Origin of the sequence: Nocardia thailandica NBRC 100428, from assembly GCF_000308795.1 — a bacterium.
In the GTDB taxonomy this organism is placed as follows: Bacteria; Actinomycetota; Actinomycetes; order Mycobacteriales; family Mycobacteriaceae; genus Nocardia; species Nocardia thailandica.
Genome location: NZ_BAGK01000052.1, coordinates 1 through 16840, shown reverse-complemented (window position 1 = coordinate 16840; position 16840 = coordinate 1). Strand labels below are relative to the sequence as shown.

General features: G+C 69.0%; 18 protein-coding genes. All 18 read right to left on the bottom strand.

Features of this window, described 5'->3' with window-relative positions; genetic code table 11:
* Positions 1-295 precede the first annotated feature (295 nt).
* Positions 296-1576, bottom strand: a complete 1281-nt coding sequence (gene murA, locus ON36_RS05725; RefSeq protein WP_043648557.1) for a UDP-N-acetylglucosamine 1-carboxyvinyltransferase — start codon at positions 1574-1576, stop codon at positions 296-298.
* Between the two features lie 70 nt (positions 1577-1646).
* A complete protein-coding gene (locus ON36_RS05720) occupies positions 1647-2255 on the bottom strand; it encodes a cob(I)yrinic acid a,c-diamide adenosyltransferase (RefSeq protein ID WP_052313685.1) in 609 nt (202 codons plus the stop codon).
* Positions 2256-2276: 21 nt separating this feature from the next.
* A complete protein-coding gene (locus tag ON36_RS05715; RefSeq protein WP_043648554.1) occupies positions 2277-2702 on the bottom strand; it encodes a DUF2550 domain-containing protein in 426 nt (141 codons plus the stop codon).
* A gap of 182 nt (positions 2703-2884) precedes the next feature.
* Positions 2885-3262: a F0F1 ATP synthase subunit epsilon gene (locus tag ON36_RS05710; protein ID WP_043648553.1), complete on the bottom strand. Its 378-nt coding sequence runs from the start codon at positions 3260-3262 to the stop codon at positions 2885-2887.
* A gap of 6 nt (positions 3263-3268) precedes the next feature.
* A complete protein-coding gene (atpD, locus tag ON36_RS05705; protein ID WP_043648551.1) occupies positions 3269-4717 on the bottom strand; it encodes a F0F1 ATP synthase subunit beta in 1449 nt (482 codons plus the stop codon).
* Positions 4718-4741: 24 nt separating this feature from the next.
* Entirely contained in the window at positions 4742-5713 is a 972-nt protein-coding gene (locus ON36_RS05700; protein WP_043648550.1) for a F0F1 ATP synthase subunit gamma, read from the bottom strand.
* 57 nt (positions 5714-5770) lie between these two features.
* Positions 5771-7411, bottom strand: a complete 1641-nt coding sequence (atpA, locus tag ON36_RS05695) for a F0F1 ATP synthase subunit alpha (protein ID WP_043648548.1) — start codon at positions 7409-7411, stop codon at positions 5771-5773.
* Between the two features lie 58 nt (positions 7412-7469).
* Entirely contained in the window at positions 7470-8282 is an 813-nt protein-coding gene (locus tag ON36_RS05690; protein WP_043648546.1) for a F0F1 ATP synthase subunit delta, read from the bottom strand.
* A gap of 19 nt (positions 8283-8301) precedes the next feature.
* Complete coding sequence (locus tag ON36_RS05685) at positions 8302-8862, bottom strand: F0F1 ATP synthase subunit B (RefSeq protein ID WP_043648543.1); 561 nt, start codon at positions 8860-8862, stop codon at positions 8302-8304.
* Positions 8863-8867: 5 nt separating this feature from the next.
* Positions 8868-9116, bottom strand: coding sequence for an ATP synthase F0 subunit C (locus tag ON36_RS05680; protein WP_043648541.1), 249 nt, complete (start codon positions 9114-9116; stop codon positions 8868-8870).
* An 82-nt stretch (positions 9117-9198) separates the two neighbouring features.
* Positions 9199-10050, bottom strand: a complete 852-nt coding sequence (gene atpB, locus ON36_RS05675) for a F0F1 ATP synthase subunit A (RefSeq protein ID WP_083884930.1) — start codon at positions 10048-10050, stop codon at positions 9199-9201.
* Positions 10051-10338: 288 nt separating this feature from the next.
* Positions 10339-10797, bottom strand: coding sequence for a Cg1360 family ATP-synthase-associated protein (locus ON36_RS05670; RefSeq protein ID WP_043648538.1), 459 nt, complete (start codon positions 10795-10797; stop codon positions 10339-10341).
* A 28-nt stretch (positions 10798-10825) separates the two neighbouring features.
* Positions 10826-11956, bottom strand: a complete 1131-nt coding sequence (locus ON36_RS05665) for a glycosyltransferase family 4 protein (RefSeq protein ID WP_043648536.1) — start codon at positions 11954-11956, stop codon at positions 10826-10828.
* 3 nt (positions 11957-11959) lie between these two features.
* Positions 11960-12622: an L-threonylcarbamoyladenylate synthase gene (locus ON36_RS05660; RefSeq protein WP_245557921.1), complete on the bottom strand. Its 663-nt coding sequence runs from the start codon at positions 12620-12622 to the stop codon at positions 11960-11962.
* A 10-nt stretch (positions 12623-12632) separates the two neighbouring features.
* Positions 12633-13523, bottom strand: a complete 891-nt coding sequence (gene prmC / locus ON36_RS05655; RefSeq protein WP_043648532.1) for a peptide chain release factor N(5)-glutamine methyltransferase — start codon at positions 13521-13523, stop codon at positions 12633-12635.
* 2 nt (positions 13524-13525) lie between these two features.
* Positions 13526-14605 (bottom strand): peptide chain release factor 1, encoded by a 1080-nt coding sequence (prfA, locus tag ON36_RS05650; RefSeq protein WP_043648530.1) that lies wholly within the window; start codon positions 14603-14605, stop codon positions 13526-13528.
* Positions 14606-14803: 198 nt separating this feature from the next.
* Entirely contained in the window at positions 14804-15031 is a 228-nt protein-coding gene (gene rpmE, locus ON36_RS05645; protein WP_043648528.1) for a 50S ribosomal protein L31, read from the bottom strand.
* 222 nt (positions 15032-15253) lie between these two features.
* Positions 15254-16840, bottom strand: a 1587-nt coding sequence (rho, locus tag ON36_RS05640) for a transcription termination factor Rho (RefSeq protein ID WP_043648526.1), incomplete at its 5' end; no start/stop codon positions are given.

Here is a 16840-nt window from a genome sequence, read left to right as displayed (position 1 = left end):
GCACCATCTCGCGAGTCATTCTCGGTTGATCGGTGAGGCAACTTCTCAAGCTTAGCCACAACAGTCACCCGATTCCAAATCGGGGTCTTGCTCGGCTAGTGTGATCGCCAGGCGCTCATCGTCCTACCTCGTTTCCCTGGCCGCTCCAGCCTGATCGGCTGGCCCGCAGCTCCGGGTCGGTGTCCGTGTCGCTCTGACTCGAATAAAGTTACGTGGATAGAATTCGTATGTCAAATCGCCTGGTCAGGAATGGTTTTCGGCGACCCGCACCCGCCGTTCCCGCGGCGGGCGCCGATCATTCGGCGACGCCGACCCGTTCGACCAGCCCGCCGAGCGCCTGCAGCTGCTCGACGAAATTCGGGTAACCGCGGTCGATGTGGAAGACGTCGTGCACCTCGGTGACACCGTCGGCCACCAGGCCCGCCAGGACCAGGCCCGCGCCGGCGCGGATGTCGGAGGACCAGACCGGCGCGCTCGACAGCCGCGGGATACCGCGCACCACGGCGTGGTGACCGTCGGTGCGGGCATCGGCGCCGAGGCGGATCATCTCCTCCACGAACCGGAACCGCGCCTCGAAGATGTTCTCGGTGATCATCGAGGTGCCGTCGGCGATGGCGGCCAGGCCGATGGCCATCGGCTGGAGGTCGGTCGGGAAACCGGGGAAGGGCAGCGTCGCGAAGTTCACCGCGCGCGGGCGCTCCGGCTGCACGACCCGGAAGCCGTTGGGCTCATACGAGATCCGCGCACCCGCCGACCGCAGTTTGTCCAGCACGAGGGCCAGGTGCTTGGGGTTGATGCCGGTGACGCGCACGTCGCCGGTGGTCATGGCCGCCGCGATGCCCCAGGTCGCGGCGACGATGCGGTCGCCGATGACCCGGTGCGTGGTCGGCGAGAGGCGCTCGACGCCGGTGATGGTCAGCACCGAGGAGCCTGCGCCGGAGATCCGCGCGCCCATCTGGACCAGCATGGTGCACAGGTCGACGATGTCGGGTTCGCGCGCGGCGTTGTCGATGACGGTCTCGCCCTCGGCGAGCACCGCGGCCATCAGGATGTTCTCCGTCGCACCCACCGACGGGAAGTCGAGGCGGATGCGCGCGCCCTGCAGCTCGTCGGCCTTGGCGACGACGCAGCCGTGCTCGATCGAGCTGGTCGCGCCGAGCAGCCGCAGGCCGGCCTGGTGCATGTCCAGCGGCCGCGAGCCGATCGCGTCGCCGCCGGGCAGCGCGACGACCGCCCGCTTACAGCGCGCCATCAGCGGGCCGAGCACGCACACCGAGGCGCGGAACTGGGTGACCGCGGGAAAGTCCGCGTGATACTTCGGCTCCGGCGGGGTCACGATGGTGACCACCGAGCGGTCGCCCGGCGCGTCGTCGGAGATGGTCACGTCGCAGCCGAGACCGCGCAGCACCTCCGCCATCAGCGGCACGTCGAGGATGTCCGGGCAGTTGGTGATGGTCGTCGTGCCCTCGGCCAGCAGGGCGGCGGCCATCAGCTTCAGGACGCTGTTCTTCGCCCCGCCGACCGCTACCTCGCCGACGAGCCGATTACCGCCGGTGACCAGAAACCGTTCGCTCACCCCGCCAGCTTATCGACCGTCGCCGCGGGACACGCGCCCCGTCGCCGAACCCGGTGTCGCCGAGTCGTCCTCAGCGCGCCGAACCGCCGCCCGGCCGCCACAGCACGTCCCCCTCGGGGTTGGCGACCCGGCTCAGGATGAACAGCAGGTCCGAGAGCCGATTGAGGTATTTCGCGGGCAGGACGCTCGTGTCGTCCGGATGCGCCTCGACCGCGGCCCAGGCCGACCGCTCGGCGCGGCGGACCACCGTGCGCGCGGTGTGCAGGAGGGCCGACAGCGGCGTGCCGCCGGGCAGGATGAACGAATTCAGCGGCGCGAGAGGCGCGTTGAACTCGTCGCACCATCCCTCGAGCCGCTCGATGTAGGGCTCGGTGATGCGCAGCGGCGGGTATTTCGGGTCCTCGACGACGGGGGTCGACAGGTCCGCGCCCGCGTCGAACAGATCGTTCTGCACCTGGCGCAGGACCGCGAGGACGCGCGGTTCGGGGGCGCCGAGGGCGACCGCGACGCCGAGCGCCGCGTTGGCCTCGTCACAGTCGGCGTAGGCGTTCAGCCGCGGATCGTTCTTCGACACCCGGGAGAAATCGCTGAGACCGGTGGTCCCGTCGTCCCCGGTGCGGGTGTAGATCCTGGTCAGGTGGACGCCCGAACGCGGCGTCGACTCGGTCGGCTCGGACATCGCGGCTCCCGACGTAGCGAATCAGTTGGGCCCGCGCAGGCGGCGGGCCCGTTCGGAGGGGCGGGACTCGACCCAGGACAGGAACGCGGCCATCGAGCCGCGGTCGAGGGCCAGCTCGTACTCGCCGCCGGGGTCCTTGACGCCGGTGACCACGATGTCGGAGCTCATGATGTCGAACTCGTCGCCCTGGGGGGACCGGCGCTCACCGATCTCGATGCCGAGCCGGTGGATGGTGCTGTCGGGTCCCAGCTTCAAGCTGGTCAGCTTGAAGAACACGACCTTGTCCTCGCCGTACCGGATGACCCCGTGCCGCCAGCCCTGTCCCCCGCGCGCGGGCAGCACCCGCAGCAGGGCGGCCGTGCCACCCCGGCGCAGCATCACCAGGCGATAGGTCGACGCGGCGGCCAGCAGGACGAGCGTGAGCACCAGAATGATCAGGAGAACCATCCCGGTCTGCAATGCCGTACGTCCCTTCGCTCCACCGGTGTCGTGTCATCGACACCCCCGCCGGAGACATTCAATCACGCCGGTTTTCCGAGCCACGCGCCCGGGCGTCCCACCCGGACCCGGAAACGACTGTCGGCGGCGACCCCGAGGGGTTCGCCGCCGACGAGTCGGTCGTAACTCGATCAGGCGGAGGCGGTCGCCTCGACCGCACGCACCTGACCCTGCGCCACCCGCTGCTCGTGCTCGGAGGCGCCGGCGTCGGCCAGCACCTTCCGGGCCGCGTCGATGTCGACCTCGCCCGCGAGCTCCGCGGACTCGGCCAGCACCCGCACCGTGGTGGCGGTCACCGAGAAGAAGCCGCCGTGCACCGCGGCGACGATCCGCTCACCGTCGGCCGACACGATGGTCACCGTGCCGCCCTCGACGAGCTGACCGAGCAGCGGCTCGTGGCCGGCCATGATGCCGATCTGGCCCTCGGTGGTCTGCGCGCTGACGAAGGTGGCCTGGCCGGACCAGAGCCGCCGCTCGACTGCGACGAGATCGACTGAGATTTCCGCCATCGGTGACTACTTTCCGGCGATCTTCTTCGCGGCCGCCTCGACGTCGTCGAGACCACCGCAGGAGTTGAACGCCTGCTCGGGGAAGTGATCGAACTCGCCCTTGCACACGCGGTCGAAGTCGTCGATGGTCTGCTCCAGCGGCACGACCGAACCCGGCTGACCGGTGAACTTCTCGGCCACGATGAAGTTCTGACCGAGGAACTTCTCCAGACGACGGGCGCGGCCGACGAGGACCTTGTCCTCTTCGGAGAGCTCGTCCATACCGAGGATGGCGATGATGTCCTGCAGCTCCTTGTACTTCTGCAGGATCCGCTTGACCTCGTTGGCCACCGCGAAGTGCCGGTCGCCGACGATCGAGGCCTCGAGGATGCGCGAGGTCGAGGTCAGCGGGTCGACGGCGGGGTAGATGCCCTTCTGCGAGATCGGGCGGGAGAGCTCGGTCGTCGCGTCCAGGTGGGCGAAGGTGGTCGCCGGCGCCGGGTCGGTGTAGTCGTCGGCGGGGACGTAGATCGCCTGCAGCGAGGTGATCGAGCGACCCTTGGTCGAGGTGATGCGCTCCTGCAGAGCACCCATCTCGTCCGCCAGCGTGGGCTGGTAACCGACGGCGGAGGGCATACGACCCAGCAGGGTCGAGACCTCGGAACCGGCCTGGGTGAAGCGGAAGATGTTGTCGATGAAGAGCAGCACGTCCTGGTGCTGCACGTCACGGAAGTACTCCGCCATCGTCAGCGCGGACAGGGCCACGCGCATACGGGTGCCCGGCGGCTCGTCCATCTGGCCGAAGACGAGGGCGGTGTCCTGGAGGACGCCCATCTCCTCCATCTCCAGGTGGAGGTCGGTGCCCTCACGGGTGCGCTCACCGACGCCCGCGAACACCGAGGTGCCGGAGAACTCGCGAGCGATACGGGTGATCATCTCCTGGATCAGAACGGTCTTGCCGACACCGGCACCACCGAACAGACCGATCTTGCCGCCCTTCACGTACGGGGTCAGCAGGTCGATGACCTTGATGCCGGTCTCGAGCAGCTCGGTCTTGCCCTCGAGCTGGTCGAAGCTCGGCGGCTGGCGGTGGATGCCCCACTGCTCGCCGTCGCGGCCGGTGCCCGGCGCGTCGAGGCAGTCGCCGAGGGCGTTGAACACGTGGCCCTTGACGACGTCACCGACGGGCACCGAGATCGGCTTGCCGGTGTCGGTGACGGTGGCGCCACGGATCAGGCCGTCGGTCGGCTGCATCGAGATGGTGCGCACGATGTTGTCGCCGAGGTGCTGGGCGACCTCGAGGGTCAGCGTCTTGGCCACCGAGGGCAGAGTGATCTCGGCGTGCAGCGCGTTGAACTGCTCGGGGATGGACCCACGCGGGAACTCGACGTCCACGACGGGGCCGATGACACGGACCACGCGACCGGCGGCGGCGCCGGCCCGGCTCGCGTTGTCCTGAGTGACAGCTGCGGTCATTGGTTTTGTTCTCTTCCTGCGCTCTTAGTCGCGGTCCGAGCTCGACGCCAGCGCGTTCACGCCGCCGACGATTTCGCTGATTTCCTGCGTGATCTGGGCCTGACGCACCGAGTTCGCCTCGCGCTGGAGCACACTGGCCAGCTCGTTGGCGTTGTCGGTGGCCGCCTTCATTGCGGTGCGCCGAGCCGCGGACTCGGATGCCGCTGCCTCGAGCAACGATGCGTAGATGCGCGTGTTGACGTACTTGGGCAGCAGAGCGCCCAGCAGCACGTCGGCGTCCGGCTCGAATTCGTACTGCGCCGTGACCACCGCGTTCGGCGAATCCGAGAGGATGTCGTCGCCGAGCTCGTAGTTCTCGTCCACGAAGCTGACCTGGATCGGCGCCAGGCGGCGCACCTCCGGGGTCTGGGTCAGCATCGAGACGAAACGGGTGTACACGATGTGCAGTTCGTCGACACCGTCGATGGTGCCCTCGCCGGACGGCGCTTCCACGCTGCCCTCGGAGCCGGCCATGAAGGCCTCCACCAGGTGGTTGCAGGCGGCCGAGGCATCGGTGTACTTCGGCTGCTGCGAGAACCCGGTCCACGAGGAGACCAGCGGACGGTTGCGGAAGGTGTAGTACGTCAGGCCCTTGTTGCCCATGACGTAGAGCACCGGCTCCTTGCCCTCGCCACGCAGGGTGGTCATGAGCTCCTCGGCGCGCTTGAGCACGTTGGAGTTGTAACCACCGCACATGCCGCTGTCGCTGGTGATCACCAGGACGGCGGCGCGGCGGGCGTTCGCGCGCTCGGTGAGCAGCGGGTGGGTCAGGCTCTTGGACGCGCTCGCGAGCTCGCCGAGGACCTTGGTGATCTCCTCCGCGTACGGCTTGGCGGCGGCGACCCGCGCCTGGGCCTTGGAGATGCGCGAAGTCGCGATCAGCTCCTGGGCCTTGGTGATCTTCTTGATCGAGTTCACACCACGAATGCGGGAGCGCAATTCACGCAAGCTTGCCATCAGTCACTCCCTTCATTCGCCGATTCGGAAATTGCCAGCATCAGTCTGCGACCCGGCTTACTTGTCGACGTGCTTGCGGGTGACCGACAGCGACTCGACCTCTTCGTGGGCCAGATCGCCGGCGGCGGCCTCGTTCACGACACGGCTGCCGTCGGAGGCCAGAAAGCCCTGCTTGAAGTCGTCGGTCGCGGACTTGATCGCGTCGGCGGCTTCGTCGGCCAGCGGCTTGGCGCCACCGGCGAGCGAGTCGAAGGAGGACTGGGTGGCACCGTGCAGGTACTCCAGCAGCTCCTTGTTGAAGCGGCGAACGTCACCGACGGGCACCGAGTCGTAGTAGCCGGCGTCGACGAGGTAGATCGAGACGACCTGGTCCTCGACGGACACGGGGGCGTACTGGTCCTGCTTGAGCAGCTCGACCCAGCGGGCACCGCGCTCCAGCTGCGCCAGCGAGGCGGCGTCCAGGTCGGAGGCGAAGGCGGAGAACGCCTCCAGCTCGCGGTACTGGGCCATTTCCAGACGCAGCGAACCGGCGACCTTCTTCATGGCCTTGGTCTGGGCGGCGCCACCGACACGGGAGACCGAGGTACCGACGTTGATCGCCGGGCGGACACCCTTGTTGAACAGGTCGGACTCGAGGAAGACCTGGCCGTCGGTGATGGAGATGACGTTGGTCGGGATGAACGCCGAGACGTCGTTGGCCTTGGTCTCGATGATCGGCAGACCGGTCATCGAGCCGGCGCCCATGTCGTCGGACAGCTTGGCGCAACGCTCCAGCAGACGCGAGTGCAGGTAGAAGACGTCACCCGGGTAGGCCTCGCGGCCCGGCGGGCGGCGCAGCAGCAGCGAGATGGCGCGGTAGGCCTCGGCCTGCTTGGTCAGGTCGTCGAACACGATCAGGACGTGCTTGCCCTGGTACATCCAGTGCTGGCCGATGGCCGAGCCGGTGTAGGGGGCCAGCCACTTGAAGCCGGCCGAGTCCGAGGCGGGGGCGGCGACGATGGTGGTGTACTCGAGGGCGCCGTGCTCCTCCAGCGCGGCCTTGACGCCCGCGATGGTGGAACCCTTCTGGCCGATGGCGACGTAGATGCAGCGGACCTGCTTGGTCGGGTCGCCGGTCTCCCAGTTCGCCTTCTGGTTCAGGATCGCGTCGATCGCGACGGCGGTCTTGCCGGTCTTGCGGTCGCCGATGATCAGCTGACGCTGGCCGCGGCCGATGGCGGTCAGGGCGTCGATGGCGGTGATGCCGGTGGCCAGCGGCTCCTCGACCGGCTGGCGCTCCAGCACGGTCGCGGCCTGCAGCTCGAGCACGCGGCGCTCGTCGGCCTCGATGTCGCCGAGGCCGTCGATCGGCTGACCCAGCGGGTTGACCACGCGGCCGAGGAACTTGTCACCGACGGGGACCGACAGCACGTCGCCGGTGCGGCGGACCTGCTGGCCCTCCTCGATCGAGGCGAACTCACCGAGGATGACGGCACCGATCTCGGTGTCCTCGAGGTTCAGCGCGACGCCCAGGACGCCGCCCGGGAACTCGAGCAGTTCGTTGGCCATCGCCGAGGGCAGGCCGCTGACGTGCGCGATGCCGTCGCTGGTGTCGGTGACGACACCGACTTCTTCGATAGAGGTTTCCGGGGTGTAGCTCTGGGTGTAGCTCTCGATCGCGCTACGGATCTCGTCGGAGGAGATCGTCAGCTCCGCCATGTTGTTCCTGCTCTCGCTGTGGTCTCGAATGTCGGGGGGTGGAGGGTGCTCGGCCGTCTTACGACAGGGCGCGGCGCATCCGCTCCAGTCGGCCGGTGGCGCTGCCGTCGATGACGTCGTCTCCGACGCGCACGACGACGCCGCTCAGCAGCGTCGGGTCGACCTGCACGTGCACGGTGACCGCCTTGCCGTAGATGCGTGCCAGCGAGGCCGACAGCTTCTCCCGCTGCTGCGGGGACAGGGCGATCGCGGAGCGCACGTGGGCGACGATCTGGTCACGACGGGCCGCCGCCAGATCGGACAGGGCGTCGAAGGCGACGCCGATGTTGTTGTTCCGCCGGCGGGTCACCGCCTGGTCGACCAGGGTCAGGGTGGTCGGTTCGACCTTGCCGGTCAGCAGCCGCTCGACCAGTGCCCGCCGCGCGGCGGCAGGCTTGGTCCGGTCGGACAGCGCCTGCTCCAGCTCGGGGTTGTCGGCGATGATCCGGCCGAGCCGGAACAGCTCGTCCTCGACCGCGGTGAGGCGGCCGTCCTCGGAGGCCGACTCGAGCAGGGCCTCCTGGCCGAGCAGCTCCAGGGTGTCGACCAGGTCGGCGGTGCGGGACCAGTCCTGGGCCACCGCGGTGGTCAGCACTGCCTGCGTGGCAGCGCTGACCTTGCCGCCGAAGATCCGCTCGCTGAGCTCGGCTCGCACCGAACCCGGCACCGACACGTCCGCGAGCGCCACACGCAGCGAACGCTGGTCGTCCAGCACGGCGACAACGGCGAACAGTTCCGAACCCGTCGTGGCCGCAACAGTTGCGCTTCCGGTCAGAGCGGCCCGAAGCGCCTCCCGAGACCGGGAGCTGGCCTCGCGGCTCGCTGCGTACATGCTTCTCACTTTCGCGTCGTTACCTTCCGACCCCGATGCCGGCGTCGGTCGAGTCGAGTTCGCTGAGGAACTTGTCGATCGACGCCGCCTGCTTGGCCTCGTCCGAAACCGACTGGCCGATGATCTTCTCGGCCAGGTCGACGGCCGTGCGGCCGACCTCGGAACGCAGCTCGGTCAGGATCTGCTGCCGCTGGGCTTCCAGCTGGGTGTGACCGGCGGCGACGATGCGGTCGCTCTCGGCCTGGGCGTCCGCGCGCATCTGCGCGAGGATCTGCTGACCCTGGGTCCGCGCGTCCTCACGGATCTTCGCGGCCTCGAGCCGGGCATCGGCCAGCTGCTGCTGGTACTGCTGCAGCGTCTGCTTGGCTTCTTCCTGAGCCGCCTCGGCGCGGGCGATGCCGCCCTCGATCTTCTCCGAGCGCTCGTCGAGCGTCTTGATGACGCGCGGGATCACGTACTTCCAGAACAGGACGCCGATGATCGCGACACAGACGATCGACCAAACGATGTCATAGACCTCGGGAACGAGAGGATTCACATCCTCTCCCCCTTCAGCGGCGAGCGTGATGATCTCGTACATCGGAATCAGAAGATGAAGCCGGCGACGAGGCCGATCAGCGCCAGGGCCTCGGTGAACGCGATACCGAGGAACATGTTGGTGCGGATCTGGCCGGCGAGCTCGGGCTGACGGGCGAAGCCCTCGATGGCCTTACCGACGACGATGCCGACGCCGATGCCGGGGCCGATCGCCGCGAGGCCGTAACCGACAGCGCCGAGGCCCTTGATGGTGGATTCGGTGTTGGCGGCTTCCTGGGCCAGGTAAGCGAGGCTCATGAGTCTTTCCATTCCCTTTCTATTGCTCACCCGCCGGTCGGCGTGTGTAGCAGGTTTGGCGGTATTGGTGTGGTGAGTCGGATCAGTGGTCGGCGGCGTGCTGTGCGAGGCTGATGTACACCGCGGTCAGCAGGGCGAAGACGTACGCCTGCAGGAAGATGACCAGCAGCTCGAACAGCGTGAAGCCGATGCCGGCCAGCAGCGAGAAGGGCGAGAACACCTTCATCCACGAGGCGGCATCGAACAGGAAGAACCACGTGGCGCTGAAGAACAGCACCAGCATGATGTGGCCGGCCAGCATGTTGGCCATGAGTCGCACGGTCAGCGTGAACGGCCGCAGGATGAAGGTCGAGACGAACTCGATCGGGATCAGCAGCACGTGCAGGGCGGGCGGCACGTTCGGGACCACGATGCTCGAGCGCACGTACTTGAAGAAGCCGTACTTCCTGATGCCGACGTAGTTGAACGCGATGTAGGCGATCGCGGCCAGCACGAGCGGCATACCGACCCGGGCGTTCGACGAGATGTTCAGGAACGGAACGATGCTGGAGAAGTTCAGGAACAGGACCGTGAAGAAGATCGTCGCGATCAGCGGGAGGAACCGGCGGCCGGTCTCCTTGCCGAGTACCTCTTCGGCGATCTGCTCCTTGACGAACACGACGGCGGTCTCGCCGATGTTCTGCAGACCACGCGGCACGATCCTCGGCGAGCGGAACGCCAGCACGAAGAAGAGGACCACGACGCCGGTCATCAGCAGCCGGATCAGCATCAGGCGATCGAGTTCGAACGGCGTACCCTCGAACAGCACTGCTGGAGGGAAGAAGTCGGACAGCGATGGCGCGTGGAACTCGCCCGCCGCCAAAGTGGTGACGCTCAGCGTTCTCTCCCGTGTTCGGGCCGCGGGTACGGTCTTTCCCGCGGTTCGATCGGACATTGACGATCAATGGGGTCGACGCTTGACGGCTCGAAATTCGCCAGAGTCCTTTACGGCGTAACCGCGCCGGGCTTCTGTACGGTGTCGGCGACATCGTCGACATGCTTCAACCGGACGTATTTGTGGTCCGGATCGGCAGTAAGCATAGCGGCACCTGGCAGGATCGTTGTCGATCCCCCCTGGTTGCCGGGAGCACGGCGCCGGCGGACCCGGTCTGCGCTCCTAGCTTGGTTGCTTGCTTACCTAGACTTTACCAAGCTATCTACGACAGTGTGTAGCTGGGTGGGATTATTCCTGTTCGGAAGCCGTTTCGCCATCACCCGCGCGTGTCGTGACGTACGGAACCCGCTGGGACAGAACGCCGTACGTCTCCGCGCCGAGCACGATCAGCAGGGCGCCCATCACGGTGAAGAACAGGGCGGGCTTGGAGTAGAAGCCGTACCGGCTCAGCACGGCGAGCACGATCAGCGCGATCAGCATCTTCCCGACCCAGCTGACCAGCATGACCAGGCCCGCGGTCGTCGGCTCCAGCTTCGCGCCGACGAGCACCGCGACCGCGGTGGTGAGGATGAAGCCGCCGCCGATCGCCGCCCCGAGGAGGGCGCCCCAGACCCCCGGCAGACCGGCAAGGGCCGCCGACACGGCGACCGACGACACGACGAGCACGCCGAGGCCGATCAGCCCGTAGCGCAGAGCGGCGCGCAGCGGGGCGTCGGGGCCTGGCACGGTTTCCGGTGTAAAGCTCACACCGGCGACTTTACCTTGGGCCCGTCCGTCACCGATGGGCCGACTCCGGTCGGCGCATCGATGGGATCACGGTCACTACCAGCGCGAACACCAGTCCGCCCGCCACCAGCAGCACCACGAGGCGGCGATCCATCAGCGACGTGCCCACCGCGCCGAATGCCAGCACACCCACCCACAAGTAAATGAGCAGAACGACCCGGCGCTGCGAATGTCCGATCTGCAACAAACGATGATGCAAGTGCATTTTGTCCGGTGTGGAGAAACTCACGCCCGCGCGCACCCGGCGCACGATCGCGAGCAGCAGATCGAGCACCGGAATGAACATCACCGCACCCACCAGCAACAGCGGCGAGAGCAAACCGACGATGTCGCGCGGGCCGTAACCCTGGAGCGGGATTCGGCCGGAGGCGCCGGTGGAAACCGCCGCCAGCATCAAACCGATCATCATCGAACCGGAATCCCCCATGAAGATCCGGGCGGGCGAGAAATTGTGCGGAAGAAATCCGAGGCAGGCGCCCGCCAGCGCGGCGGCCAGCAGCGCGGGCGGGTAGGTGTCGACCGATCCGCCCTGGTCGTAGAGCAGGCCGACGGAGAACACGAACACCGCGCTCGCGCAGATCAGGCCGAGCCCGGCCGCGAGGCCGTCCAGGCCGTCGACGAAGTTCATGGCGTTGACCAGGGTCACGGTGATGCCGACGGTGACGAGGCCGCCCTGCAGCGCGTCGAGGACGACGGTGGAGTCGTTGAACGGGTCGTAGATGACGTACCAGCTCAGACCCATCACGGCCATCACGCCCGCGGCCGTCACCTGCCCGGCGAACTTGGTGAGCGCGTCCAGCCCCCAGCGGTCGTCGACGATGCCGACCAGCACGATCAGGGTCGCCGCCACCAGGACGGCGGGAATGTCGGGGGCGTAGTCGAATCCGCGGCGCAGCGCCGGGAGCTGATGGGCGAACAGCACCGCGGCCACCACGCCGATGTACATGCCGACCCCGCCCATGCGCGGGATCGGCTTGACGTGCACGTCGCGTTCGCGGGGAATCGCCACGGCGCCGAAGGCGACGGCCAGCACGCGGATTCCGCCGGTGGCCAGGAAGGTCACGGTTGCCGAGATGAGCAGCACGAGGATGAGCTCGCGCAGGGGAACGACCGTGGTCATCGATTACCGCTGCGCGGGGCTGAGCAGGGCGTCGGGCTCCATGCCGAGCACCTCGGCGATGTCGGCCGCCGGGATCGCCCCCTCGCGCAGGATGCGCGGCTGGTCGGCGGTGAGGTCGACGATGGTCGAGGCCACCGCGTGCTCGGCCGGGCCGCCGTCGAGGTACACGCTCGCCAGCGTGCCCAGCTGCGCGCGGGCCTGCTCGGCGGTGCTCGCGGGCGGCTGCCCGGAGACGTTCGCGCTCGAGACCGCCAGCGGGCCGACCTCGCGCAGCAGTTCGAGGGCGACCGGGTGCAGTGGCATGCGCAGCATCACGGTGCCGCGGGTGTCGCCGAGGTCCCAGGCCAGCGAAGGCGCCTGCTGCACAACCAGACTCAGCGCGCCGGGCCAGAACGCCCGGATCAGTTCGCGTGCCTGCGGGCGCACCGAGAACACCAGGCCGTCGATGGTGTGCCACGAACCGACGAGCACCGGAACGGGCATGTCGCGGCCCCGGCGCTTGGCCGCGAGCAGGTCCGCCACGGCGGCGGAGTCGAACGCGTCGGCCGCCAGGCCGTAGAGCGTGTCGGTAGGCATCACCACCAGCCGGCCGGACTTGAGGGCGCTGGTCGCCGCGGTCAGCCCGGCGGCGCGAGAATCGGGATCCGCACAGTCGTAGACACTCACGACGGGTAGCTTAGCCGCGCGCCGAATCCGGCCCCCGGGTGCCGGTCACGAAGCGGGGCTTGTCCGCGAGGTCGGGGTGTTCGGTCACCCCGGTGAAACCGGCGCCGCTCAGCAGGGCGGCCACGCCCGCGCCGTTGGTGTCGTCGTGCTCGATCGCCACGCCGCCCCCGGGGCGCAGCAGCCCGGCGAGCACCGGGACGAGGCCCCGCACGACGTCGAGGCCGTCGGGCCCGCCGAACAGCGCGCGGTGCGGATCGTGTTCGGCCACTTCCGGGGACAGCTCCGCGGCGTCGGGAATGTAGGGCGGATTGGACACGACCAGGTCGACCCGGCCGTCGAGGGCGCTCAGCAGGGCGGGGTCGGTGGCGTCGCCCGCGTGCAGGGTGGTCGCGGTGTCGCCCGCGGCGATGCGCGCGTCGGCGTTGCGGCGGGCCCAGCCGAGGGCGTCCGGGTCGAGTTCGACCGCGTGGACGACGGCGTCCGGGCGGGCGTGCGCGAGGGCGAGGGCCAGCGCGCCCGAGCCCGTGCAGAGGTCGACCACGATCGGCGCGTGGTCGTGCGGCAGCGTCGCGAGGAAGGCCAGCGCCCAGGCGAAGAGCAGTTCGGTCTCCGGCCGGGGCACGAAGACGCCGGGGCCGACGGCGAGGTCGATCTCCCCCATCGGCGCGCTACCGGTCAGGTGCTGCACCGGGACTCGCGCCGCCCGGCGCTCGACCAGCTCCTCGAGCGCGGCGACCTGCGCCGGCTCGGCCATGGGAAACAGGGCCAGCCGCATCCGGTCGACGCCGAGCACGTGCGCGGCGAGCAGCTCGGCGTCGGTCATCGGCGAGGCGACCCCCGCCGCGGCCAGCCGGTCGGCCGCCGCGACGATCAGCGGCCGCAGCCGTCGACGGTCGGGCATCGTCACTCGGCGGCCATGCGGGCCTCGCGGTCGGCCTTGCCGAGCGCGTCGAGCAGCGCGTCCATGTCGCCGTCGAGGACCGCGTCCAGGTTGTGCGCCTTGAAGCCGATGCGGTGATCGGCGATCCGGTTCTCCGGGAAGTTGTAGGTGCGGATGCGCTCGGACCGGTCGACCGTGCGGATCTGGCTGGCCCGGCCCGCCGCGGCCTCGGCGTCGGCCTGCTCCTCGGCCAGTGACTGCAGACGGGCGGCGAGCACCTGCATGGCCCGGGCCTTGTTCTGCAGCTGCGAGCGCTCGTTCTGGCAGGTCACGACGATGCCCGAGGGCAGGTGGGTGATCCGGACGGCCGAGTCGGTGGTGTTGACGCCCTGGCCGCCCTTGCCCGAGGAGCGGTAGACGTCGATGCGCAGGTCGGACTCGTCGATCTGCACCTGCTCGACCTCGTCGGGTTCGGGGTAGATCAGCACGCCCGCCGCCGAGGTGTGGATGCGGCCCTGCGACTCGGTCACCGGGACGCGCTGCACCCGGTGCACGCCGCCCTCGAACTTGAACCGCGACCAGACGCCGTCCCGCGCCGCGTCGCGGCTCTTGATCGACAGCGTGGCCTCCTTGAAGCCGCCCAGGTCGGAGTAGGTGACGTCGAGCGTCTCGACCTTCCAGCCGTGGCGCTCGGCGTAGCGGGTGTACATGCGGGCCAGGTCGGCGGCGAACAGGGCCGACTCCTCGCCGCCCTCGCCGGACTTGACCTCGAGGACCACGTCGTCGCCGTCGTGCGGGTCGCGCGGGGCGAGCAGGTCGGCCAGCGCCGCCTCCAGCTCCTCCACCTGGGCTTCCAGCCCCGGCACCTCGGCCGCGAAGGAGGCGTCGTCGTCGGCCAGCTCCCTGGCCGCGGCCAGATCGTCCTTGGCGGTCTCCAGCTTGCGGTAGGTCGTCATCACCGGGGCCAGCTCGGCGAACCGCTTGCCCACCCGGCGCGCCGCGCCCGCGTCGTTGTGCAGCGCCGGATCGGCGAGCTGCGATTCCAGGCCGTGGTACTCGGCGAGGATGTCGTCGATCGCGGAAGGGGCCGTCCGATCGGCCATGAGAATGCTCCTACGAAGAGAGTGGACCTGAGACGCGCCGTACGCCGAACCGAAGACCCGAAGTCCCGAAGACCCGCCGCCGTCATTCGCGGGCCGCAGGCCCGGGCCCGGCCGAAAGGCCGAGCCCCCGCGGCCCCGCGCCGCTGACAACACCGACGCCCGGCCTGCGGATGCAGAACCGGGCGTCGGGTGGGAAAGCTACTTCTCGGCGTTCTTCGCGGCGCGCTTGCCGTAGCGGGCCTCGAAGCGGGCCACGCGGCCGCCGGTGTCGAGGATCTTCTGCTTGCCGGTGTAGAACGGGTGGCACTGCGAGCAGACCTCGACCGTGATCTGGCCGGACTCCTTGGTGGAGCGGGTCTGGAACGTGTTGCCACAACCACAGACGACGGTGGTGTCGACGTAGTTGGGGTGGATTCCTGCCTTCATGGGCGTCCTCTCGATCGTGGTCGCCGGGTCGCACGCCGCTGGGGCGCGGAATGCGTGAACCGGAACCGACTAGGCGGGATCGTCTGCGGATGCGCAGACGCACGATGGTCCAGTATGCCAGGTCCCTCGCATCGAGCGAAAACGCCCCCTGGCTTGCCGGTATTCCCGGCGAGACGACGAGGGGCCCCGCGCGAACGCGCGAGGCCCCGACATCGTGAACTGCTAATCCTCCAGCGCGCCCGGCGCGGTCTTGGAGACCTGCATCAGGAACTCGAGGTTGTTCTTGGACTTCTTCAGGCGGTCGATCAGCAGATCGATGGCCTGGTGGGAGTCCAGACCCGAGAGCACCCGGCGCAGCTTGTGCAGCACCGCGGCCTCGTCGGGCGAGAGCAGCAGCTCGTCCTTGCGGGTACCCGACGGGTTGACGTCGACCGCCGGGAACACCCGGCGCTCGGCGATCTTGCGGTCGAGCTTGAGCTCGGCGTTGCCCGTGCCCTTGAACTCCTCGAAGATGACCGTGTCACCGGTCGAGCCGGTCTCCACCATCGCGGTGGCGATGATGGTCAGCGAGCCGCCGTTCTCGATGTTGCGCGCCGCGCCGAGGAACCGCTTGGGCGGGTACAGCGCGGTCGAGTCGACACCACCGGAGAGGATGCGGCCCGAGGCGGGCGACGAGTTGTTGTACGCGCGGCCCAGTCGGGTGATCGAGTCCAGCAGCACGACAACGTCTTTGCCCATCTCCACCAGGCGCTTGGCGCGCTCGATGGCCAGCTCGGCGACCGAGGTGTGGTCGGCGGGCGGACGGTCGAAGGTGGAGGCGATGACCTCACCCTTGACCGAGCGCTGCATGTCGGTGACCTCTTCGGGACGCTCGTCGACCAGCACGACCATGAGGTAGCACTCGGGGTTGTTGATCGCGATCGCGTTGGCGATGTCCTGCATGATCGTGGTCTTACCGGCCTTGGGCGGGGACACGATCAGGGCGCGCTGGCCCTTGCCGATCGGCATGATCAGGTCGATCACGCGGGTGGTCAGCTTGTTCGGGGTGGTCTCGAGGCGCAGCCGCTGGTTGGGGTACAGCGGGGTCAGCTTGGAGAACTCCGGACGGCGCTTGGCCGCGTCGACCTCGCCGCCGTTGACGGTGTCCAGGCGCACCAGCGGGTCGAACTTCTGCCGCTGGTTGTTCTGCTCGCCGTCGCGCGGGGCGCGCACGGCGCCCGTGATCGCGTCGCCGCGGCGCAGGCCGTTCTTGCGGACCAGGTTCATCGAGACGTACACGTCGTTCGGGCCCGCCAGGTAGCCGGAGGTCCGCACGAACGCGTAGTTGTCGAGGACGTCGAGGATGCCGGCGACCGGCTGCAGGACGTCGTCCTCGCGGATCTCGACGTCGCGGGCCTCGTTGCCGCCGGTCTCCCGGTCGCGGCCGCGACGGCGCTCGCGGAAACGACGGCCCCGGCGGCCGCGGCCGCCTTCCTCGTCGTCGCCGCCGCGGTCGTTGCGGTCGTTGCGGTCACCGCGCGGACCGGCGTTGCCACCCGCGTTCTGGTTCTGGTTGCGCTCGTTCTGATTCCGGTCGCCACCGCCGCGCTCGGCGTTGCCGCGCTCACCGCGGTCGCGGCGGCGCTCGCCGCCCTCGCCGCCGTCGGCCTGCTTGGCCTCGTCACGGTTCTCGGTGGCGGCCGCGTCACCGCCGGAACGCGCCTGGTCACGACCGCGGCGCTGACGGCCGCGGCCACGCTGGCCGCCCTCGCGACCGGAGTCGTCGCCTGCCTCGGCGGGCGCGTCGGCGCGCGGCTGATCGGCCTTGGG